We start from the raw sequence: 23,740 nt of genomic DNA, 5'->3' as shown, positions 1-23,740 counted from the left end.
TTTTATCCTCTCATTCCTTTATGCAACTGGTAACCAACGGATCTAATTGTTTTTATTTCAGGAACTGTATCAAAAGGGGCTAGCTTTTCTCTTAATTTTGCAACATGGACTCGCACACTATGAAACCCAGTTACATCGTCATTCCATATTCTTTCTATAATTTTCTCATATGTTAGCACAATTCCCTCATTTTCCATAAAATAATTTAATAAATCAAACTCAATTGTTGTTAGCTCTACTGCTTGTTGTCCTACTTTCACTGACCTCGTGTCTTGGTTTAATTCAAGTTGTTCTATAGATAAAACCCTCTGCACATCTATAGCTTTCCGAGAATGTATAGCTATTCTTCTTTCAACTGCCTTGACCCTTGCCACGACTTCACTTGGACTTGCTGTTTTGACAATATAATCATCAGCTCCTAGCATGAGACCTCTTATTTTATCCGTATCGGTTTGATGATTGGCACTTAAAAATAAAATAGGAACTTCTGATTCTTTTCGGATTTTCTTGCAGAGTGTAAAGCCATCAATATCAGGCAGCATAACGTCTAAAATAATACAATCTATTGTCATCTGACGTAACAGTGTTTCTGCCTCTTCAGCATTTTGAGCACTATAAACTATATAATTTTCCAGCTCTAGAAAATCAGTCATCAATTGTAAAATTTCTATATGATCATCAACAATTAAAATATTCCTAAAAGGCATTTTAATCACCTCTTCTAATAATTTAAAACTACAATGGTTTGGTACCTTGTTTCTTTGTAAACACCAACCTTCATAAGATTCTATATTATGCATACTTCCAATTAGAATACAGGGTTTGTTCAATTAATTTAGGGTTAGCTGCTAGAATTGGTAAGGTACCTGGGCGTGGTGATGGTGCTTGATATAATTGCCTCCTTGTTTTTTCTCATCACCAGTATAATTTCTATTATATTGTAAATATAACCATATGAGGGAATTGTGTTGATGAATAATGTGAATTTATTGTACGTTTGTTATATATATTGGGTATTTTAATTAATATTAGGTACTTGAATTAGGAGTTTTGAGAAGGGTTTCAGCGTTAGATAAAAAAGACTTTAGTCGTGGACATTCATGACAAAATCCACCTACTTTAGCAGGTGGTAATTTAAAGCACTCTTATCTTAACTGATGTTAAAGTGAGAATCTTATTTTGACTTATTATGCATTATCTACCGAGCATTTTAACTTGAACGCCATAACTTAAATCACATTAATCATTGAAAATGCTTGTCATTTTCATTGCAACCTCTTCGGTAATCGCAAGAAATCGTTTGGAAATTGAGGTCATGTAACGATCCTTAAGTGTAATTATATTAAGTTTTGTTTGTAACACTGGATTTGCTAGTGGTCTAAGTACCGGTAAATCAGGAGAATTAAGTAGCTTGAAACAGCTAGGTACAAAACAAATTCCTGCGCCTTTCATTACCATCATAAGTGTTGGTAATGTTTCTGTCCCCCAGTAAATGACATTAGGCGTAAATCCACTTTTTTGACATGCCTCGATCACATCATCAGCAACACCTGATCCATAAGATGTTGTATTTAAAAGAAATCGTTCGTTTGTCAAGTCTGCAATATCAATAGAATCTTTTTCACATAGATGATGGTTGGGTGGAAGAGCTAAAAGTAAAGGTTCTGTTAGTAATATTGAAGTATGGATGTCCTCAGCTCTCACTGAAGTTCGGACAATTCCAATATCTATTTTATGACTTCTTAGTTCTTCTAAAATATATGATGTATTACCCTCGCGAACATGTGTAACTATGTTAGGAGTTTCCTTTTGAATTTTTTTTAAGACATTTGGCAAAATAAATAGATTTGCTGAAGTAGTACAACCCAATTTCACGGTACCTCTAATTCCTTCATGAAACTCGACTAATTTCTTCTCCGTATTCTCAGATAAATCAAGTAATTCTTTTCCTTTTTCATATAAAAATAGTCCACTAGGTGTTAATTCAAGAGATCTACCTAAACGATTAAACAAAGTGACATTTAATTCTTGTTCAAATTTTCTAATTAAAATACTTAAGGGGGGTTGAGTCATTTGCAGTGCAGTAGCAGCTTTTGTAATACTACCTTCCTCAACTACTGTAATAAAACAATGTAAACGATGAAGGTTCATTTTGATAACTCCTCCTTTTAGTATTCATAAAATATATGGAAGCCATATAAATATTATAATTTACATTATAAAAATGTAAAGATATACTATTTTCATAATTAAGAATAGTTCAAAAATTCAAGCTGAATTGTATTTCAGTTTGAAGTTAGTTGATACCAGGTGTATCCATCCAATCGCAAATTATTAATTTATAAATGGAGGTTTTATCAATGACAACTAAAATTACTCAACAATCAAAAACTGTAGAGTTAGCTAAACTGGACAAAAAGCACTTGCTACATCCAGCTACAAATCCGAAGGCTTTAATTGACAATGGACCGCCTATTATTTTTGTTAAAGGTACAGGCGTTACAGTTACAAGTACGGATGATGTGGAATACATCGACGGGATGTCAATGCTTTGGAACGTGAACTTAGGGCATGGGAATCAAGAACTTGCAGATGCTGGTAATAGTCAATTATCTACCCTCGCGTATGCATCATCATTTAAAGGATTCTCAAATGAGCCATCCATTCTACTTGCTAAAAAATTAGCTGAATTAGCACCAGGAGATTTAAATAGTGTATTCTACACTTCTGGTGGGTCAGAATCAAATGATACAGCAATTAAATTAGCTCGTTTCTACTGGGAGCTTAAAGGAAAATCAGAAAAAAGAAAGATTATTGCGCTAACGAATGCTTATCACGGTGTAACAATAGGAGCGCAAACAGCTACTGGTCTTGCAGCATACCACAAGTTCGCATCATCAAATATAGACGGAGTTGTTCGTGCAACAGCCCACCTATTAAACAGCGAGTTAGGTGATAAAAGTGACCCGAACTATGCAGATTCTATCCGTGGAACAATTGAAAGAGAAGGTGCTGAGGCGATTGCCGGAATTATTATTGAACCTGTGCAAGGTGCGGGCGGAGTTAATATTCCACCAGAAGGTTACTTAGAAGCAGTTCGTAAAATTTGTGACGAGCACAATATCCTTTTCATAGCGGATGAGGTTATTTGTGGATTTGGTCGTACGGGGAAAATGTTTGGTGTAAACAACTGGAATGTTGTCCCTGATATGATGTCAATTGCAAAAGGAATTACGAGTGGTTATTCGCAACTTGGCGGGGTCATGATGAATGATGAAATTAGAGAAACAATTGCTAACTTCGATGCTGTTATCCCACATGGTTTCACATATAGTGGCCATCCGACTGCTTGTGCGATTGGACTGAAAAACATTGAAATACTAGAGCGTGATAATATTATTGACCACGTAAACGAAATGGAGAAAGAACTTAAAAAAGGTTTAGATTACTTAGCTGAAAAGCATAGTATTGTAACAAATTGCAGAGTAATTGGTCTGTTGGCTGCATTTGAACTTTATGAAGATCCAACAAGTGGGAAATTGTTTGATCCAACTGTTTTCCCAGCAAATGCGGTAGTTGACGCATGTTTCGATCGTCAATTAATAGTAAGAGCGCTTGGAGCATATAACCAAATTGTAGCAATTGCGCCACCGCTTATTATTAACAAGGAAGAAATTGGAAAAATGATTCAAATTATAGACGATGCGATTACTGCTTTTAAAAATACACGCAACTAAACTATTCCTATAAAGTAAGTTGAGTAGTGGTGGTTATAGTTAAAAAAGGGGAGGTTCTCTAGTGCTTTATATAAATGGTGAATGGCGGGATACAGGAAATAAATTAGATGTAACAAATCCTGCGACAGGAGAAATAATTAGCACTGTTGCTACAGGTAGTAAAACTGAAACTAAAGAAGCAATCGAAAGTGCGAAGAGAGCATTTGAACTCTGGGGTAAGACAACTGGAAATGAGCGCAGCAACTACCTGTTTCAAGTGGTTCAATTGATGAAAGAAAAAACAACAGAATTAGCTGAAACGATTACACTTGAAAATGGTAAGCCTTTACCAGATGCTACTCGTGAAGTAGCAGGTGCGATCGGCTATCTAGAATGGTATGCAGAGGAGGCTAAGAGAATTTATGGGGAAACAATTCCTGCATCTGCAGCTGATAAACACTTAATGGTAATTCGCGAACCTGTTGGGGTATGTGCAGCTATTACACCATGGAATTTCCCGTTATCGATGATTACAAGAAAAATTGCACCTGCACTTGCTGCAGGTTGTACGATTGTTTTAAAACCAGCTGACTTAACGCCTCTTTCGGCGATAAAAGTATTCGAATACTTTCATGAGGTTGGACTACCGGCTGGAGTTGCAAACCTGGTAATTGGCCCAGCTGAAGAAATTGGAAACGAGATGACGAGTAACCCAGACGTTCGTAAAATCACATTTACTGGCTCGACGCGTGTGGGGAAAAAACTTATCCGTGATTCGTCTGATACAGTGAAGAAAATATCAATGGAGCTTGGTGGACACGCACCGTATATTGTGTTTGAGGATGCTGATATTGACGCAGCAGTTAATGGTATCTTAGTGTCTAAGTTTATTAACTCAGGTCAAACTTGCATCAGCACCAACCGGATTTACGTTGCAGAAACTGTAGTAGATGAATTCTCAGGAAAGTTAGCTGAAAAGGTATCTAAATTAGTTGTAGGAAATGGATTAAAAGATGGCGTAAATGTCGGTCCAGTAATTAATAAAGTGGCTCTTGAAAAAGTGAAAAGTCAAGTAGAAGACGCTGTGAAACATGGTGGTAAAGTAATTGCGGGTGGTAATGTATGTACATTAAATAATGGTAGCGGTTACTTCTTTGAGCCCACAGTTATTCAATATGCAAGCGATAATATGAAGATTACAACAGAAGAAACATTTGGACCAGTTGCACCAATTTATACATTTAAGACGGAAGAAGAGGTAGTTGAAAGAGCAAACCATCCTGAATATGGCCTTGCAGCTTATTGTTATACGCGAGACATTGGTCGAGGCTTACGAATGATGCGTGCTTTAGAGTTCGGAATTGTTGGTATTAATGATCCAGCTCCAGTGGTTGTACAAGCTCCGTTTGGTGGGATGAAGGAAAGTGGAATGGGAAAAGAAGGTGGTTGGTACGGACTAGAGGAGTACTTGGAGAAGAAGTTTGTATCGATTTATTTAAAATAATAAATAATGTTATTAATCTAGGTAACAAATATATATCTACATTCTCCATGTCTCCCATACATAGTTTCTAAAGAATGTTTGGGAGACAGTTTACACAAAATAAACTTTAATTTAAATTTAATTCCAATAAAATAAGAGGGTGAATTTATTATGTCTCAAGTAAATTTAAAAAATAATGGACAAGAAATAGTTGTCCGCAATATTTTAAAAGAGGATCTTGCTGAAGTTGCCGCACTTTCTATGAAGTGTTTTGGACCTGATATGGCATTAAAATATGAGCATTTTGAAAGTCAGATTGAGTTGTTTCCAGAAGGCCAAATCTGTCTAGAATATAACGGTAAAATTGTAGGAACCGCTTTAAGTCTAATTGTAAATTTTGAAGATTACGGAGATAGTCACTCATATTTTCAAATCTGTGATTTAGGATTTATTCGAAACCATAACCCGAATGGTAGAAACCTATATGGTATTGAAATTGGCGTACACGAAGATTTTAGAGGGTTACAATTGGGACGTCATTTGTATGATGGCCGAAAAAGAATATGTGAGAAACTTAACTTAGAAAGTATTTTAGTAGGAGGTCGTATACCTTATTACTATAAATATGCTGAGCAGATGAGTGCAGATGAGTATGTACTAGAGGTAATGAAAGGGAAAATATATGATCCTGTTTTAACATTCCAATTGAAAAACGGATATGTATTAAATAAAGTAATGCCAGGCTATTTACCTGGGGATGTTGAGTCATTAGAATATGCAACACTTTTGGAATGGAAAAATCCAGTTTACAAGCTTAAATTAGTATGAGTCTTTTGTCCGTTATGTTCGCCTATTTTAATAGGCGAACAGTGGATGCCCATTGTTAATTGCGATTATTTAACTTCTTTAGTTATGTAAGCGCTTTCAATCGATTGTTATAAGAGTTCCATTAGAAGTAAATCTTAGGTAAAGGGAGGAGTTATAGTGGTTATCGCTGATAAAGTTATTTCGAGTGAAGTAGTATTTACAGGTTTAGAAAATGAAGCAAAGCCAGCTGCTATTGCGATTAAAGGTAATAAAATCATTGCGGTAGGTTCGATGGAGGAAATAACACCATTTATAGGTTTAGACACGAAGGAATATCATTATGGCAACCAACTCATTATGCCAGGATTTCATGATGCGCACCTTCATCTCATGTTTGGTAGTCTTTTCTCGCATGCAAGTATCAATTTATCGGATGCTCATTCGGAAGAAGAGGTTGCTAGTTTAGTAAAACAATTTTCGGAAAACGTGCATGCGGATGAGTGGATTATAGGCTATGGATGGGATCATACAAATTGGGCAGAGAAATGCTTGCCGACACGTTTTTCTTTAGACAAAGTAGTTCCTAATCGCCCAATTATTCTTTTTCACGCAGAAGGTCATTATTCATGGGTTAATAGTTTGGCACTTGAAAATGCAAGGGTTACAAATGAAACTGAAGACCCTCCTAATGGTACGATTCAAAAAGATGAAAATAATGAAATCACAGGTATTCTTCTTGAAACAGCAATGAATTTAGTTGTGGATATTGCTCTCGCATTTCCAGATAAACGGAAAGAAGAATTGTTTGAAGAGTTCTTAAAAAAATCAGCTCAATTAGGTATTACATCAGTAAATGATTTGTTTGCAAGTAGTTTTGATAAGTTAAATAGTTTCGCTATGTATAAGGCATATGATGAAGCTGGAAAACTTACGACTCGCATTCATCTTTACCCTGAGTTAAATGATGATATAGATAGAGCGATAAGCTTGCGTGAAAAGTACAATTCCGAAAAATTACAGCTTGCAGGACTTAAGCAGTTTATTGATGGCGTTGTAACTGGACATACCGCATACATGTTAGATCCTTACTTAGACAAACCTACAACACGAGGGAGTACTACTTTTCCTGTAGAAACGATCAAAAATTGGGTGACAAAAGCGGACAAAGAAGGATTTCAAATTCGCTTCCATACAATAGGTGATGGCGCAGTTAGGCTTGCTCTAGATATATTTGAAGCAGCAAGGATGGAGAATGGTGTGAGAGATTCACGACATGCGCTAGAGCATATTGAAGTGATTCATCCGACAGATATTCAGAGATTTAAAGAATTGGGGGTTGTTCCATCTGTACAGCCTTCTCATCTAGCATTGATGCCAAAAGAAAGTCATACTTTGCGTGTCGGTAAAGAGAAAGACCCTTATACGTATTTATGTAAAACGTTATACGACGCAGTCGAGTATATTGCTCTTGGTACAGACTATCCAATAGCAACATTAGATCCTTTTAAAGAAATTTTTCATGCGATTACGAGACTAGATTTTACTGGTGATTATGAGTGGAATAGTCAAGAGCAGATAACACTCGCAGAAGCGTTGAAAGCGTATACAAAAGGTTCAGCATACAGCACATTCAGAGAAAAAGATTTAGGTACATTAGAAGTTGGAAAATTAGCAGATATTATTGTACTAGATAAAAACCTCTTTGAAGTAGAACATAAAGAAATTCTTCAAACGAAAGTTTTGTTAACAATTATGGATGGTGAAGTTGTTTATAGTGAATCAGTCTACTATCCTACTATTTTAGTTAATTGATCATTTTACCGGGAACATTTTTTATTACTATTCGGGGAGTGAAAAAAATGAAACATTCAGTTAATTTGTCTAGATCGCTTTCTTTAACGTCTGTTGTTGTTACTGGGTTGGCCTTTATGGCTTTAACTACAGTGTTTAGCACATACGGCATAGCCTCTCAAATATCTCATGGTATGGTCGCTGGATCGTATGTACTTGCATTAATTGTGATGATGTTTACGGCTCATAGTTATGGTCAAATGGCAAAAGCGTACCCTATTGCGGGATCTGCCTATACCTATGCACAAAAAGCGATTAATCCTCATGTTGGTTTCTTAGTGGGATGGGCAATTTTAATGGATTATCTCTTGATCCCAATGGTTAACTTTTTACTATTTGGTATTTTCTTCTCAGCTGCAATACCTGAAGTTCCACAGTATGTTTGGATACTTACATTAGTAGTTCTTGTGACGTTTGTAAATGTTAAAGGTGTAAAGTTAAGCGCAAATGTCAACATGATTGTAATAGGCTTATCGGTATTATTTCTAATTGTCTTTTGCATCTTATCAGTTAAATCAATAGTAACTGGAACCGGGACTGGCATTTTATTTAACCTTGATCCCTTTTTTAATACCGAGGAATCATTTAAGTATATAGTTGCTGGTGCTGCACTATTATGTTTCTCTTTCCTCGGTTTTGATGCAGTTTCTACTTTTTCAGAAGAAGTAAAAAATCCGGAGAAAAACATACCGCGTGCAATATCTTTAGTAACAATAATTGGTGGATTATGTTTTGTAGTCGTATCATATTTTGCCCATAATGTTTGGCCAGATTATACGAGTTTTAAAGATGCTGATTCTGCTTCCTATGAAATTGCTTTCCTAGTAGGCGGGAATGCCTTACAAGCAGCATTCCTAGCAAAAACTGCAGTGGTTGTATTTGGTTCCGCGTCCGCTTCTCAAGCAAGTGCTGCACGTGTATTATACGCAATGGGAAGAGATGGACAATTACCTAAAAATTTTTTTGGAAAACTAAATAAAAGAACGAGAACCCCGGTAAACAACATTTTATTAATTGGTCTTTTATCATTATCTGCAATGTTTTTAAGTCTAACCTTTGTCGCGTCTTTCATTAACTTTGGCGCCTTACTTGCATTTACTGCTGTGAATCTATCCGTTGTTTTTTTATATTACGGTAAACGAAAAGAACGCTCCTTAAAGGGGACTATCTTCTATTTGATTTTTCCATTAATCGGAGCAGTACTTACAACTTGTTTGCTTTTCAATCTAGATGTTTATTCGATTACTCTTGGTAGTGTTTGGTTAGGAATTGGTGTTATTTATTTATTATTTATGACAAAAGGTCTTAAGCAAAAACCTCCAGTGCTCAATACAGTACAGATTGATTAGTCGCAGTTTAAAACATTTAATGAAGCAGCTAAAAATATGTAAAGGGGATGGATGAATGACAGATAACACTACGCTTAAAAGGTCATTAGGTGTTTGGTCAATTGTTGCACTGGGATTAGGATATATGACGCCTACAGTGGTCTTTGATACGTTTGGAATTGTATCAAAATTAACAAATGGTGTAGTACCAATGGCGTATTTTGTCGCCTTGTTAGTAATGGTATTGACAGCGATTAGTTATGGAAAGATGGTACAGGTATTCCCGGCTGCTGGTTCAGCATATACATACACCCGGGAAACAATTGGGTCTCACCTAGGATTCCTCGTAGGATGGGCATCGTTATTAGATTATTTATTATTACCTTTAGTTAATGCATTAATTATTCGAATATATATGGAATCTCTGTTTCCGAATGTACCTGTTTGGATTTGGGTTTTTGCTTATGTCATTGTAGTTACTGCAATTAATGCTTATAGTATGGAATCAACATCCAGCTTAAACTTTATACTCGTTGTTTTCACGATTTGTTTAATAGGTATTTTCATCATACTTGCTTCTGTACAACTTTATCACGGTATGGGGAATGGTACTTTATTCACGATTCATCCACTATCACATGAAAATGTGAAATTAATAGCCGTTTTAACTGGGGCAACAGTAGTAGCTTTCTCGTTTATCGGTTTCGACGCAATAACAATGTATACGGAAGAAGCAAAGGATACATCAACAGTTCCTAGAGCAATCCTTCTAACTGTTTTAATCGGTGGGGGCATTTTCTTTATTGCTTCTTATTTTACTCAAGCATTATTCCCGGATGTTTCTGTGTTCGAAAATGTAGATGATACATTGCCGGAAATTGGTTTGTATGTAGGAGGGAAGTTATTCCAACTGCTCTTCATTGCAGGAGCATTCGCTGCTACTGTAGCTTCAGGACTTGCATCTCATGCAAGTGCATCTCGTTTGCTGTTTGTTATGGGCAGAAATGGTGTACTTCCTAAAAAAACTTTCGGATACTTACACCCTAAATTTAGAACGCCTGTTTTTACGATTGTTTTGACGGGAATCGTATCATTATTTGCAATAGGGCCAAATTTAGAATTAATTGCTTCAGTCATTAACTTTGGGGCATTAATTGCATTCACATTCGTTAACCTTTCTGTTATTGTTCATTTCTATATTCGTCAGAAAAGGAGATCAGGCAGTGAAACCTTTAAGTACTTAATTATGCCTTCTTTCGGAGCATTAGCTACTGGAGTTCTTTGGTATCATTTACACGCTGATGCATTTATAGGTGGAATCGTTTGGCTTATAATCGGAATCATTTACATGCTGTTTATAACAAGCTTCTTTAAAAAAGAACTTGGAAGCATGGACTCTATTGATGACTTGGAGTCATTAGATAAAGAGATCTTTAATGAGAATAAGATTAAAGTCTTGAATTAACTATTTAGAAGATGAGAATCTCTTAGATAATCTTCCTCTTTTTAATGACACAAGAAGTAAATAAAGGAGTGAATGCTTTGAAAGAAAAAATTCGACTGTATATAGAAGAAAATAAAGAAGAATTATTTAAAACAATTCAAGATGTCGTACGTATAAAAAGCGTTGTTGGTAACGAACAAGAGATGCAAGTATACATGAAAAAAAAATATGAAGAACTTAACTTGATTTTGCATGAGATTGAACCACAATATGAGAAGGTTTCAGCTCATGAAGCGTTTATTGATTCAGGTATTCCGTTTGAAGACCGAAAAAATATTATTGGAATACATAAAGGTGTCTCCAATGGTAAGTCATTAACGATTCATGGGCATGTAGATGTTGTTTCTCCAGAACCATATTCAAACTGGACGATGGACCCATGGAGTGGAGATATTATTGGAAACAAGTTATACGGTCGAGGCTCTGCCGATATGAAAGCAGGACTTATTTCAAATTGGTTCGCATTGAAAACATTAATTGATTTAGGTTATCCAATTGCTGGAGATGTTCAGCTACATTCAGTAATAGAAGAAGAAGCTGGTGGTGGAGGCGGAGCTTTAGCATGTTTGGAGGAAGGCTTCGTAACAGATGGGTATATTTCGACAGAGCCACATAATTTGAATATGACAATAAGTCATGGGGGGATTATGTATTTCCGAGTGTATGTAAAGGGAAGAACAGCGCATGCTGGTTTAGCGCATGAAGGCATAAATGCTATTTCAAAAATGATGAAGATCCTTAGTGCGCTGGATGAATTAAGCGAATGGCGTGCTAAAAATGTTAAGTTTGATTTATTTGAAAAGGGGTCTGGACAGTCCGTTCACTTAAACTTAGGTGTACTAAAAGCTGGGGACTGGGTATCGACAGTTCCAGGGGAAGCGATTCTCGAAGGAAGAATTGGTTTTATCCCAGGGGAAACTCGCGAAGAAATTAAGCAACTAGTAGAAGATACGATTATGAAAGCTGTCTTAGGCGATGAGTGGATGGCTAAAAATCCACCTGTTATAGAGTGGTTTGGATGGTCAACGGAGCCATGGTACCAAGATCCTGAGAACCCTTTTGTAAAATTATTCATGGAAAATGCAGAAGATGTTATGGGACATAAAGTAATAATGGTTGGAAGAGCTGGGGGAAATGATGCACGATTTACGCAGTATTACGGAAAACAAGGATTGTGCTTTGGGCCAATTGGAGAAAATATGCATGGACCAGATGAATGTGTTCATTTAGATAGTGTAGTAGAAGTAACTAATGTTTTGGCAAATTATATTATTAAGTGGAGCGAGAGTTAACTTTTGGGAATATCCTTTGGTAGCTGAATGATTGGGGTGTTATGGAAAAAGGGAGTAGGCTTAATGCAATTGGGATTTAGAACAAAACCTAGCATTAAAAATGACACAAGAAATGCAACAATCTTTGCAACCCTATAAATGTCGTCTTTTGAATCGCATGACTATTTATCTTTATTCGGCAGAAGACTCCAAGTGAGAATTATTTGTACACTAATAAAACTTTTAATCGGGAAATTATGAGTATGGAAAATTATTTGAGAAAACAAATCTCTCTTAACAATTAGATCGACGAAGCAATTCCTGTATCTGTAATTATTTGGAAATTAAATTAATTTATGTCCGAGATGTAAGTAAATCACATTTTAGTAGTTGGCAAACGTATTGTTTAAAAACATTTAAAAGAGAGGATGTATTTTTATGGAAAAAATTATTCTGTTGAAGAACTTAAAGTGTTAGACCAAAAGCATTTTCTACACCCTACTTCACCAGTAAAGACGGAAAATGGACCGGCATTTATTTTTACAGAATCATGAAAGAATAAATTATATGTTAGAGAAAAGTAATGTTAATGAAGTTATTTGTGATGATTTTGGTGTTGAAATATTAGATAAACTAAACATACAGATCCCTTTAAAAACCTTACACTATCAAGAACTAGAAAAAATTTGTGAAGCGTTAAGCGACATAAATGGTAGAAATAAGTATGATAACATATATCTTATGTACACATCAGGTTCCACAGGATATCCTAAGGCGATAACTATTAATAATGAAAATATTTCGCCTTTTATGGAGTGGAATTTAGAATACTTTAATTTTACTAATCAAGATCGTATTATTCAGTATCATAATTTGAGCTTTGATTTTTCAGTATGGGAGATTTTTGAAGCTTTATTATCCGGTGGTGTGTTACATGTAGTAGATGATTTAATTTCAATTGATATGTATAGCTTTTTACAATATTTATCAATTAATAAAATTACAGTATTAAATGTTACACCAACACAATTTAGGCAAATGTTAGATTATCTCAATATAATTAATTTAGATGCTTTTTCATCATTAAAGTTTTTAATCTTTGGTGGAGAAGCTTTGCCTTCATCACTTGTGAACGATGCCATTAAAGTTTTGCCTTCAGATTGTGAAATTTATAATGAATACGGACCGACAGAGGCTACAATTTCCAGTTCAATATTATTATATAGCGAGGATCATGGGCAAAAGTATCCAACCATACCTATTGGGTTACCAACTGCTAATACGGATTACTATGTTTTAAATAATGATCTAGCACCTGTTTTACCAGGCTGTAAAGGTGAGTTATATATTGGCGGCCCAGGTGTTGCAAGAGGGTACTATCAAAACCCTGATAAAACTGAGCAATCATTTAAATATTTTGAAGCACTCGATCAAATACTTTATAAAACAGGAGATATAGTGCAAATATTAGAAGATAATAATCTCTTATTTATTGGAAGAGATGATAGTCAAATTAAGTTAAGAGGATATAGAATAGAGTTGGGGGAAATTGAGAATGCAATTTGCCAGATAAATGGAATTGATAATAGTGTTGTTTTATTGAAAGAGAATTTAACACATAACTTTAAGTATTTAATTTCTTTTGTAACTAGAAAAGAAAATGTATCTCATTTAAATGAAGAAACCTTAAAAAAGGAATTGAAGAAAAAACTACCTGTATACATGATTCCACAACGTATAATGATAATCGATAAATTTCCAATGACGCCTAATGGCAAAGTAGATAAAATTGAATTGGATACTTATGGAAATTTTGAATAAAATCAATGTGATAGGCAACTCAATTGGAGTCAAAAGTGAAGTCACAGTATTTGAGCAGGAAAAGGCTAATAATGTAGCTGAAATGGGAAAACAAGCTCTTTAGTCATGGTAGAAATGATATCAATAAATATTTGTTTGCTAACTACTAAAATGCCAGTAAAAAATAAATGAATCCATTTAAGTGCATTAAAAAATAAAGAGTCTCTAATTGTACCTGATTGCTCATGGATAAATTTATATCCGTGCTTTGTGACTGTTTCTCCAGATAAAGTTGAATTACCATGAAAAAGTTAGAAAAGTTTAGCTTTGGTGAATATTTTGTGTACCCTATTTTGAGAATAATAAAATTGATAGTTGGAATGTCTTATGCCATGTGTGAAAGTGGCTCGACTTAGAGAGGAGATAAAAAGATGATTGAATTACGAAAAATAGACGGGGATAACATAGATGAGGTAATAGCGCTTGATGTTGAAGAAAACCAGAAGGACTTTATATTAGAAACTACTAACCTTAGATGCTTCGCAGACGGTCATATGTTGAATACAGATGGTATACCAGCTGCTCCATTAGCTATTTATGCGAATAATACGATGATTGGATTTGTGATGTATATTTATGATACGACGGATCATGAATCATTTCAAAATGAAGTTTATTACGGAAAGAAGACCTATTTTATTTGGCATATTATGATTGATAAGAGTTATCAGGGGAAAGGATATGGCAGGCTTGCCTTTGAAAAAGTGTTGGCGGATATTGAAAATATGCCATATGGGGAAGCACAATATGTAGGCCTCTTTTATCATAAAAATAATGTCGTAGCTAAAGAATTATACGCTTCATTTGGTTTTGTAGAAACAGGCATCATTCAGGATAATTCGGTGCATGCGATTAAAAATCTAGATGGGAAAATAACAGAATCCTTAGTAGAATAGGGTCTCTTGGAAAAAATGTAAGCTTTCAACGTATAACGCATTGTATCAATAGTAGACTGAGGGGTAAATATTAGGTTACAAACAATGGCTTGATAAGGGAGGGGCTTCTTAATCAAGTGTGATTTTTCCATTGATTATAGACACCCATCTACCGCCCTCTACTGCTAGAGAAGCACATAAAACCCTCCATATTATGGGGGGTTTACCTTTATTCAAAAAAGTGTTCGGATTAAGTTGAAAGTTCAGAAAAAACAAAAAAGTGGTTTTTGCGTTTCTATTCTTGACAAAAACTGCTTCATAAGAGAAGAGGTTAAAAGAGAATGATATTATTTTGCATACCCTATGCGGGCGGCCCTGAAACAATATACTATAAATGGAAAAATTATTTAGATGCTTCTATTAAACTTGAGCCGATTGAACTTAAAGGAAGAGGTAATAGATATAACGAGGGTTTTTATACATGTTTTGATGAAGCTGTGGATGATATCTTTCTAAACATAAAAGATAAGATAACTCATCATGAGTATGCTATTTTTGGCCATAGCTTGGGAAGTCGACTAGCTTATGAATTGTATTATAAAATATGCGATAAAAATCTTGCAAAACCTAAACATATATTTTTTTCAGGTAATAATGCGCCAAGTGTCATGAAGGAAAAAAAAGAACTCCACAAACTTTCAGATGTTGAATTTATGAAAGAAATTATTAAGCTTGGAGGCACACCTAAAGAATTATTAGAAAATGAAGAATTGCTTCAGTTTGTACTCCCAACTTTAAGGAGTGACATAAAAATTAATGAAAATTACGTTTATAAGGAAAGAAAAGAAAAAATAGAATGTGATACGACTGTTTTTAGCGGGAAAGAAGACATACCTTTAAAAGGGATATTAAAGTGGAAAAGCCATTGCTCCCAAGATTTTAGGATACATATGATGGAAGGGAATCATTTTTTTATTAATAACAATATTGGAAGTATAACGGAAATAATAAATTTTGAACTTAATAAACACATAAATAAGGAGGATCAATATGTTATACGAAGAGGTTGAATATTATGAATTAACACATCCGCAGAAAAGAATTTGGTATATTGATAAAATTAATTCAGGATCAACTCTTCACAATATTGGTGGTAGTTTAAATATAAATGGTCCCATAAATATTGAAATAATGAAAAAGACCATTAATCTTGTTATTAAAAATAATGAAGGTTTAAGACTCCAGTTCACGGAAGTAGACGACAAACCTATGCAATATGTAATGGAATTCAAAGAGCATGAGATTAATTTTCTTGATTTTAGCAACTACTCTGTGCCCGAAGAAGAATATCGAAAATGGGTAGAAATTGTGTTTAAACGAAATTTTGATTTATCTGGTGGACCGTTATTTTATCTTGCCATATACAAAATAAGTGAGAAGAAATATGGAGTTTTGCTTAATGTTCATCATATTATTTCTGATGGTTGGTCAATTGCTCTAATTCAAAAGCAAATTTGTGAATTTTATAATCAGCTAATCCATGATCAAGGGAGTGTCTTTGATGAAAATTGCTCATATATAAACTTTATTAAAAGTGAAGAAAAATATAATAGTTCAAAAAGGTTCATCAAAAATAAAGACTTTTGGGTTGGAAAACTTAAAAATCCACCAAACGAATTTTTGTATAACGGTGCGGCGAGCTTAGAAGGTGCGAGAAGTAGTATTAAGATTGATACTGGCTTATCTAGACAAATCCAGGATTTTGTCCATAACAAAAAATGCTCCTTGAATACGTTTTTTACAGCTGTGATGATGATCTACATCTATAAAGTCACGAATGAAAAAGACTTAATCATGGGAACCAGTGTATTTAATCGAACAAATAGAGTTCAAAGAAATGCAGTAGGGATGTTTACAAGTACTATGCCTTTGCGTTTCTTAATGAATAGCGAATTAAGCACAGGGGATTTGATAACTCAGATTAATGATGAGATTATATCTTGTTTTTTCAATCAAAAATATCCATATGACCTCATCATCCAGGACCTAGAATTAAGTAAATCAGGATATGACAGCTTATTTAGAATGACTATGAATTACTATAATGTGGAAATGGAAAGTAAAATTGGAGGTTTTGATGCCACGGTTGACGAGTATTACAATGGAAATCAAAGCTATTCTATGCAGCTGAGTGTCAAAGAGTGGGCAGAAAAAAATATCAGGCTGGACTTTGATTATAAAACAAAAGAATATACAGAGACTGAAATTAAAACCATGCAAAAGGCTATCATCTATATTGCTGAGCAGCTAATAGATGAGAAACTGTTAATTAAAGACATGCAGCTTGTTTGCGATAATGAAATCCATGACCGACTATATCATTTCAATGCGAATAAGAACCATTACCCGTGCAAAACAGTATCAGAATTGTTTGAAGAGCAAGTAGCAAAGTACCCGCATAAGATTGCTCTTGAATTTAAAGGCGATGTATTAACCTATGAAAAACTTAACGAAAAGGTCAATAGATTGGCAGATTATTTATTAGAACAAGGCGTGGGCAAAAAAACAATTGTATCTGTTTTACAAACCCATTCACTCGAGCTTGTAATCAGTATTTTAGGGATTTTGAAAGCTGGTGGGACGTATTTACCGATTGATCCCGATTATCCTATTAATAGAATAAATTATCTGCTGAAGGATTCAGGGAGTAAGTTTTTGATTACTAATATTGGAATTAATGGTTTGGACTTCAATGGTGAAATCATTAACATAAACAATTTAGATCTGAATTTATATAGTTCAAAAAACCCTTCTAACAAAAATAGTATAGATGATTTAGCATACATTATTTATACATCAGGTACAACAGGAATGCCTAAAGGCGTGGTGATTAAGCATCAAGGACTTACCAATTATATCTGTTGGGCAAATAAAACATATTTAACAAATGAAAACGAAGCAATGGCACTATACTCTTCAATTGCTTTTGATTTGACTGTAACATCTGTCTTTATGCCCCTGATTTCGGGGCAAAAAATTGTAATTTACGACAACGATGAGAATGAATTTATATTGTATAAAATATTGCGAGAAAATAAGGTCACAGTAATTAAGCTAACGCCTGCACATCTTGTTTTGTTAAAAGGAATTGATTATACAAACTCAAAAGTCAAAAAATTGATCGTTGGTGGGGAAGATTTAAAAGTTAGTTTAGCGAAAGAAATTAATGATGGATTTGGTGACGTTGAAATATACAATGAATATGGGCCAACGGAAACTGTCGTTGGTTGTATGATACACAAATATAAAGAAGAAAATGACACATCTCTTTCAGTTCCTATTGGATGTCCTATAGACAATACTCACATATATATCCTAAATGCTGATTTGAATGTGATGCCAGTAGGCTTACCAGGAGAACTTTACATATCAGGGGATGGCGTTGCGAAGGGGTATTTAAACAACTCAGAATTAACGCAGAGGAAATTTGTAGATAACCCATTTGTATCAGGTCAAAAAATGTACAAAACTGGGGACATGGCTAGGTATTTAGAAAGTGGATTAATCGAATATATTGGAAGATCAGATAAACAAGTTAAAATAAGAGGGCATCGAATTGAGCTAGGTGAAATCGAAAGGTGCTTAACTGTGATTCCAGGTGTTAAAAATGCAGTTATAGTGCTAAAACAGTCATTAAATGCTTATATCGTTGCAGAGGATATTTCGGAGTACGAGCTTAAGGAAAAACTTGCCGAAATGTTACCACGCTACATGATGCCGACGAATTTTGTTTTTATTGATCAGCTACCTTTAACACTAAATGGTAAGATAGATATTTCCTTGTTACCAGAGCCTGAGGTAAAAAGAACAGAATTTGAAACTGCTGTAACCCTAATCGAAAAAGAATTGGTGAGTATGATATCTGAAGTTTTAGGTGTAGATGATATCGACATGAATGATAACTTTTATCATCTAGGTGGAGATTCAATAAATGCTATTCAAATATCCTCAAGGTTAATGAATATCGGTTATGTTATAAAAGCAAAAGACATTTTGAGTTTTGAGACAATAAAAGAAATAGCTGCTGCAGTACAAATCGCAGATAATGGATTGATAGATCAAGGGATGGCATCTGGTAGCTTTGAGTTAACGCCGATTATGAAATGGTTTTTTGAACAGAATTTTGCCAATGAAAATCATTACAATCAGTCGATTGTCTTAAAAGTGGAGCATTTTGATATAAATAAAATCAAAAAGGCTTTAGTAATGTTAATTGAGCATCACGATGCCTTGAGATTAAACTATGACAGACTTGGTGAAAGATTGTATTACAATAATCAAGTCTCAGACATAACAGTAGATTATTTTGATCTATCTGTATATTCAAGTGAAGAACAGGACCTATTGATAGAAGAACAGGGATTTAAACTAACGTCTGATTTAGATATTGAGAAGGATCTTCTTCTTAAAGCTGGTGCTTTTAACTTAGGCGTGCGAGGACATTTACTGTTCCTGACGGCTCATCATCTCGTTGTTGATGGTGTTTCGTGGAGAATCATTCTTGAAGACTTTGATAATCTCTTAAGCGCAACGAATGACCAAGAAATGAAACTGCCTCTGAAAACACATTCGTTTATGGAGTGGTCTAATTGGCTTAAAAAATACAGTGAAAATAGTTTTGATTATGAAAAAAAGTATTGGTTAAATACGCTGGCACATCATTTTGACTATCCTTATGATTTTAACACAGGATTGGATACTGTAAGCAAATCCGCGACGTTGAGCATGGAACTAGAAATTGAAAAAACTAACCAATTATTAACAAAGGTAAATGATGTTTATGGCATTGGGGTGCAAGAAACACTGACCATCGCATTAGCGACAATTATTAAAGATTTAACAGGACAGAATGATGTTGTGATTGAGCTTGAAGGTCATGGCAGAGAAGAAATGGATAGCGGAATCAACATATCCCGAACGATTGGCTGGTTTACAAGTCTGTATCCGTTAAGCTTAAAAATACAGGATAAAAATCTTGATTTTAATCTTAAATCATTGAAAGAACAAATTAGAAAAATTCCTAATAAAGGTCTTGACTTCGGTGTTCTTAAATATTTAAAAAATGAATTTAATGTCGATAGTGCTAGCTATGTCAGATTCAACTATCTTGGAAATGATGAAAGTAGTAAGAAGAGAAAATCATTTCAGTTAGCTCATGGGGGCTATAAATTTGATACTGACACAAAAAACACGTTAACAGCGATTTTAGATATAAATGCTATGATTATTGATGGGAAATTAATTATAGCAGTTGTATTTAGTAGAAATAAATTCTTAGAAGAGACAATAGGAAATTTACTAAATATGTATATTAATAGAATTAAGGAAATAATAGAGCTGAGTAGCTCAAAAACCCATAAGAATTTCACCCCATCAGACTTTTCTGCTTCGGATATTTCACAAGATGATTTAGATAGTTTATTTGTATAGTTGTACTAGTAAGGGATAATCAAGATGATAGTTTCATGATTTATAGGTACAATTTAAACTTTGGAGGAGAAAAAGATTAAAAACTTTATTTATTTATCTAAAATCAATCCAGCATTAAGTCAGCAGATATTTAATGATTTACTCCAAATAATTTCAAAAGAAAATAGAGAGAAATGCCAACGCTTTAAGTTCAAAGAAGATGCATTGCGAACGTTATATGGAGAGTTAATTGTTCGTCATTTTTTAAGTAAACACTTTTCGCTTAAAAATAAAAATATTGGGATATTAAAAAGTGATGCAGGAAAGCCTTATATTAAAGATTTCCCCATTCGTTTTAATATATCACATGCGGGTGATTTCGTTGTTTGTGCGTTTAGTGAACAAGAGATTGGAATTGATATTGAACAGATAGAAGAGATTGATCTAGAAATTGCAAAACGTTTTTTCTGTCAATGTGAATATGAAGATCTATTGGTTCAGAGAACAACCGATCGACTAGACTATTTTTATTCGTTATGGACTCTTAAAGAAAGTTATATGAAATGGTTGGGATACGGGATATCAATTCCTTTAGATTCTTTTTACTTCAAAATAACGGATGCTGGTATCTCTTGCTTCGACAATATTAGGAAAATAACACCATCTTTTAAGCAATACTTCATTGAGGGGTATAAACTATCTGTTTGTTCTATGATTCATGATTTTCCAGATAACATAGAGAGAATTAGTATAGAAGAAATGATGTATTAAGAGATTGATCAACACCAATATCAGGCTTTAATGTATGGTTGTTAATGATTAATAAAAAATACAATGGAAGAAAATTAAAAAGCATGCTCTCAATTTATTTGAAGGACATACTTAGATGTTAAAATGTTCTTTTAATTAATCAATCAATTAGTAAATGTAGATTCCTTTGTGATCTTTCATTTTCGGGAACGGAAACAGGAATCATTTTCCGATATATAAAAACAAAAGGGTGGAATTTTTAAAAATGTAAAATATTGATTTATCCTCGAGTTATGTTGAAAGATTCCGAATGCATTCTTATTTTTTACGTTCAATGTTAAGTAAGTGTATGCAATGTATTATTATTTAATTGGCTAGACAACCTTTTGATTTAGATTTATCTAAGTAAACTATTTTTTATTTACATCGGTCATAAATGTGATTTTAATTTATATATTATTATTAATTTAATAATCTGGGAATAAGAGTATTGATAGAGCAGGGTTATCGTTCAATAGAAGGAATGAGAAAGATTCATTGCTATTTATATAACCCAAACAACATAGCCATTGCGAAATATATTAAAAGTTAGACAGTAGCAGTATTATACACCTTCAAATTTTAATCTAAAAAAAAGCAGAAAGATATCGAGTCTCTTTTCATTTGATACTATTTCTGTAGAAAGAGGAATTATGTGAAAAAAATAATGCTGTTCATGTTTGGCTTGTCACTGTTTAATTTTCAAAATAGTCAGATTTTTGGGCAAAGCGAATCGGCTTTTGCCAGCGAGCTTTCAGACGAAATCGCGGACATTGTGAATGATGAAATGAAAAGAAGCAATATTCCCGGCGTATTTGTTACGGTGGTCTCCGAAGATGGAGTGATCTACCAAAACGGCTTTGGCTATTCGGATAAAAGCCAGCATTCAAGAGTAGACGAGAAGACATTATTTGAATTGGGCTCAGTAAGTAAGTCATTTACTGGGCTCGCATTGTTGAAGCTGGAAGCAGAAGAAAAGGTCAGACTAACAGAACCTGTAAGCACCTACCTTCCAAATATATCCTTCATATATAATGGGGAGTCAGCAATTGTGACGATTGCTGATTTTTTGTCGCATAGAAGCGGATTGCCCTTTAATACTATTGCTACTATTCCTGAGACTGATTCCGAGAATGCGTTAATCCAAACAGTGGAGAACCTAAATAACATAGCACTTGCTCATCCACCGGGGGAGAAATATGAGTATGCAACGATTAATTATGATGTGCTAGGATTAGTAATTCAAAAGGTTACAGGGGTATCTTATGAAGAGTATGTAAGAACCAATATTTTCGAGCCTTTATCACTCAACGAAACGTTTATTGGTGTCACTAATGGTCAGACTGCTGACAAATCGAAAGGCTATAAATTGGCGTTTGGTCAAGCAAAAGAATTTTCATCTCCTGTCTTTGCAGGAAATAATCCGGCTGGATATATTATTTCTTCTGGTAATGATTTGGCTAAATGGTTGACATTTCAACTTGGTCTCAGCAATACAGATTATTTGGACAGCTCAATTATAGCGAGTTCCCATCAGATAAATGGTTCAGATAAAGATGGCTTCAACTATGCTGCCGGATGGTTTGTGTATGATCAAGGGCAACGAATCTATCATGGCGGGAATAATCCTAATTTTTCAGCCTTTGTTCAGTTTTATCCAGAAGAAGGAATTGGAATCGGCGTCTTAACCAACCTGAACACATTGGGTACAGATAATATCGGCTTTCGAATTAGTGATCTCCTTACTGGGGATACGACTTTCCAAGGCGGAAGTGATGAAAATCAATTGATTGATTTTTATGCCACAATTATTTTTTGGGTACTGGTGCTGCTCAACAGTTTCCTTCTGATTAAAGTAATTATGATAGCAAGAGAGATTAAAAAAGGGCAACGGACATTAAAAGAAATTATATCTTGGCCTCAAATAATCGGTAAATCGACTCTTTCTTTGATGATTATCGGCTTACTGGTGTATTGCTTCCATCAAGTTCCCTACGTTTTTTTAGGTGGGCTTAACTGGTCGTTTCTCTTTGTTTGGCTGCCATATACTATTAAAGCAGTCTATTTCGGAAGTTTGCTGTTGATACTGCTGTTGTTTGTCTATCTGTCTATGCTGTTGCAGTTCCCGAAAAAAAATATTGAATTATCTCCGCTGCTTATTTTGAGTATCATCAGCGGATTGGGGAATGCTTTTGTAATATTGGTCATCAATACAGCGATAGGAGCCAACGAAAAAGCATCGTTGATTCCCTTCTTCTTTTTAGGAATTACTTTATATATCTATACGCAGCAACTAGTCCGCTCAAAAGTAATTGAAGTAAGCAACGAAATCATTTTTAAAAAAAGAATCGAGATCATCCAAAAAATATTAAAAACACCGTATGAAGACTTTGAAAGCATGAACAGGGGAACGATTCAGGCGACATTAAATAATGATACAGAAGCAATCAGTAATTCAATCAATGCATTGGTTATACTGGGAGGGCTCATTAACAATTTAAGAATAGATCCAATCACTAGCGTAATAATCAATCCTGTTGTCATACCATACCAACTGCTTTTTTCGCTTTTCTATCAGGTTTCCAATCCATATATACACACCTCATAAAGTTCTATTAAACATGCTTTAACCTTTTAGCAGTTTTATGCAAGCTAAAAGATTATATATTAATATAAGTTTGCTTGTCATGAACCAGCCACTACTATCTATTTTAGCCATCCACTCGATACTTCAATCTTTATTTATTATTTTGTAATTTTGTTACAACAGTCATGATTTGAACTCCT

15 protein-coding genes are annotated in these 23,740 nt (G+C 34.4%); 13 read left to right on the top strand and 2 right to left on the bottom strand.

Annotated elements, in window-relative coordinates:
• Window positions 1-2 precede the first annotated feature (2 nt).
• Together C7Y47_RS01340 and C7Y47_RS01335 are read right to left on the bottom strand one after the other, a co-directional pair.
• Window positions 3-800, bottom strand: coding sequence for a response regulator transcription factor (locus C7Y47_RS01340; protein WP_142507122.1), 798 nt, complete (start codon window positions 798-800; stop codon window positions 3-5).
• 439 nt (window positions 801-1,239) lie between these two features.
• Complete coding sequence (locus C7Y47_RS01335) at window positions 1,240-2,151, bottom strand: LysR family transcriptional regulator (protein ID WP_132360047.1); 912 nt, start codon at window positions 2,149-2,151, stop codon at window positions 1,240-1,242.
• 209 nt (window positions 2,152-2,360) lie between these two features.
• Here C7Y47_RS01335 and C7Y47_RS01330 point away from each other — a divergent pair, with 209 nt between their 5' ends.
• The 13 genes from C7Y47_RS01330 (at window position 2,361) to C7Y47_RS01270 (ending at window position 23,561) form a co-directional block, all read left to right on the top strand.
• The gene (locus C7Y47_RS01330; protein ID WP_142507121.1) at window positions 2,361-3,737 is read left to right on the top strand and encodes an aminotransferase family protein; all 1,377 of its coding nucleotides are present in this window, start codon (window positions 2,361-2,363) and stop codon (window positions 3,735-3,737) included.
• A gap of 61 nt (window positions 3,738-3,798) precedes the next feature.
• Window positions 3,799-5,220: an NAD-dependent succinate-semialdehyde dehydrogenase gene (locus C7Y47_RS01325; protein ID WP_142507120.1), complete on the top strand. Its 1,422-nt coding sequence runs from the start codon at window positions 3,799-3,801 to the stop codon at window positions 5,218-5,220.
• Window positions 5,221-5,370: 150 nt separating this feature from the next.
• On the top strand, window positions 5,371-6,027 hold the full coding sequence (locus C7Y47_RS01320; protein ID WP_142507119.1) for a GNAT family N-acetyltransferase: 657 nt from the start codon (window positions 5,371-5,373) through the stop codon (window positions 6,025-6,027).
• Between the two features lie 156 nt (window positions 6,028-6,183).
• Window positions 6,184-7,818 carry an amidohydrolase gene (locus C7Y47_RS01315; RefSeq protein WP_255504962.1) on the top strand — a complete coding sequence of 545 codons (1,635 nt, stop codon included), beginning with the start codon at window positions 6,184-6,186 and terminating at the stop codon, window positions 7,816-7,818.
• Between the two features lie 47 nt (window positions 7,819-7,865).
• Complete coding sequence (locus C7Y47_RS01310) at window positions 7,866-9,206, top strand: APC family permease (RefSeq protein WP_142507117.1); 1,341 nt, start codon at window positions 7,866-7,868, stop codon at window positions 9,204-9,206.
• Between the two features lie 55 nt (window positions 9,207-9,261).
• Window positions 9,262-10,650 (top strand): APC family permease, encoded by a 1,389-nt coding sequence (locus tag C7Y47_RS01305; RefSeq protein WP_142507116.1) that lies wholly within the window; start codon window positions 9,262-9,264, stop codon window positions 10,648-10,650.
• A 77-nt stretch (window positions 10,651-10,727) separates the two neighbouring features.
• The gene (locus C7Y47_RS01300) at window positions 10,728-11,981 is read left to right on the top strand and encodes an ArgE/DapE family deacylase (protein ID WP_185903364.1); all 1,254 of its coding nucleotides are present in this window, start codon (window positions 10,728-10,730) and stop codon (window positions 11,979-11,981) included.
• Window positions 11,982-12,482: 501 nt separating this feature from the next.
• Window positions 12,483-13,781 (top strand): amino acid adenylation domain-containing protein, encoded by a 1,299-nt coding sequence (locus C7Y47_RS01295; RefSeq protein WP_142507114.1) that lies wholly within the window; start codon window positions 12,483-12,485, stop codon window positions 13,779-13,781.
• Window positions 13,782-14,191: 410 nt separating this feature from the next.
• Window positions 14,192-14,716 carry a GNAT family N-acetyltransferase gene (locus C7Y47_RS01290; protein WP_142507113.1) on the top strand — a complete coding sequence of 175 codons (525 nt, stop codon included), beginning with the start codon at window positions 14,192-14,194 and terminating at the stop codon, window positions 14,714-14,716.
• Window positions 14,717-15,036: 320 nt separating this feature from the next.
• A complete protein-coding gene (locus tag C7Y47_RS01285) occupies window positions 15,037-15,765 on the top strand; it encodes a thioesterase II family protein (protein ID WP_142507112.1) in 729 nt (242 codons plus the stop codon).
• The gene (locus C7Y47_RS01280) at window positions 15,746-20,185 is read left to right on the top strand and encodes a non-ribosomal peptide synthetase (RefSeq protein WP_142507111.1); all 4,440 of its coding nucleotides are present in this window, start codon (window positions 15,746-15,748) and stop codon (window positions 20,183-20,185) included. Before C7Y47_RS01285 ends, C7Y47_RS01280 begins: the two co-directional genes overlap by 20 nt.
• Window positions 20,186-20,245: 60 nt before the next feature.
• Window positions 20,246-20,935, top strand: coding sequence for a 4'-phosphopantetheinyl transferase family protein (locus C7Y47_RS01275; protein WP_142507110.1), 690 nt, complete (start codon window positions 20,246-20,248; stop codon window positions 20,933-20,935).
• Window positions 20,936-21,608: 673 nt separating this feature from the next.
• Window positions 21,609-23,561, top strand: a complete 1,953-nt coding sequence (locus C7Y47_RS01270; protein WP_142507109.1) for a serine hydrolase domain-containing protein — start codon at window positions 21,609-21,611, stop codon at window positions 23,559-23,561.
• Window positions 23,562-23,740 lie beyond the last annotated feature (179 nt).

This window comes from Lysinibacillus sphaericus, from assembly GCF_006864135.1.
Taxonomy (GTDB): Bacteria; Bacillota; Bacilli; order Bacillales_A; family Planococcaceae; genus Lysinibacillus.
This window is presented reverse-complemented; position numbering and strand designations above follow the sequence as displayed.

Excerpts from the sequence above, each read along its gene's own strand:
- C7Y47_RS01330 (WP_142507121.1), top strand. The coding sequence starts at position 2,361 with ATGACAACTAAAATTACTCAACAATCAAAAACTGTAGAGTTAGCTAAA.
- C7Y47_RS01310 (WP_142507117.1), top strand. The coding sequence starts at position 7,866 with ATGAAACATTCAGTTAATTTGTCTAGATCGCTTTCTTTAACGTCTGTT.
- C7Y47_RS01285 (WP_142507112.1), top strand. The coding sequence starts at position 15,037 with ATGATATTATTTTGCATACCCTATGCGGGCGGCCCTGAAACAATATAC.
- C7Y47_RS01305 (WP_142507116.1), top strand. The coding sequence starts at position 9,262 with ATGACAGATAACACTACGCTTAAAAGGTCATTAGGTGTTTGGTCAATT.
- C7Y47_RS01320 (WP_142507119.1), top strand. The coding sequence starts at position 5,371 with ATGTCTCAAGTAAATTTAAAAAATAATGGACAAGAAATAGTTGTCCGC.
- C7Y47_RS01280 (WP_142507111.1), top strand. The coding sequence starts at position 15,746 with ATGTTATACGAAGAGGTTGAATATTATGAATTAACACATCCGCAGAAA.
- C7Y47_RS01295 (WP_142507114.1), top strand. The coding sequence starts at position 12,483 with ATGGACCGGCATTTATTTTTACAGAATCATGAAAGAATAAATTATATG.
- C7Y47_RS01290 (WP_142507113.1), top strand. The coding sequence starts at position 14,192 with ATGATTGAATTACGAAAAATAGACGGGGATAACATAGATGAGGTAATA.
- C7Y47_RS01335 (WP_132360047.1), bottom strand. The coding sequence starts at position 2,151 with ATGAACCTTCATCGTTTACATTGTTTTATTACAGTAGTTGAGGAAGGT.
- C7Y47_RS01340 (WP_142507122.1), bottom strand. The coding sequence starts at position 800 with ATGCATAATATAGAATCTTATGAAGGTTGGTGTTTACAAAGAAACAAG.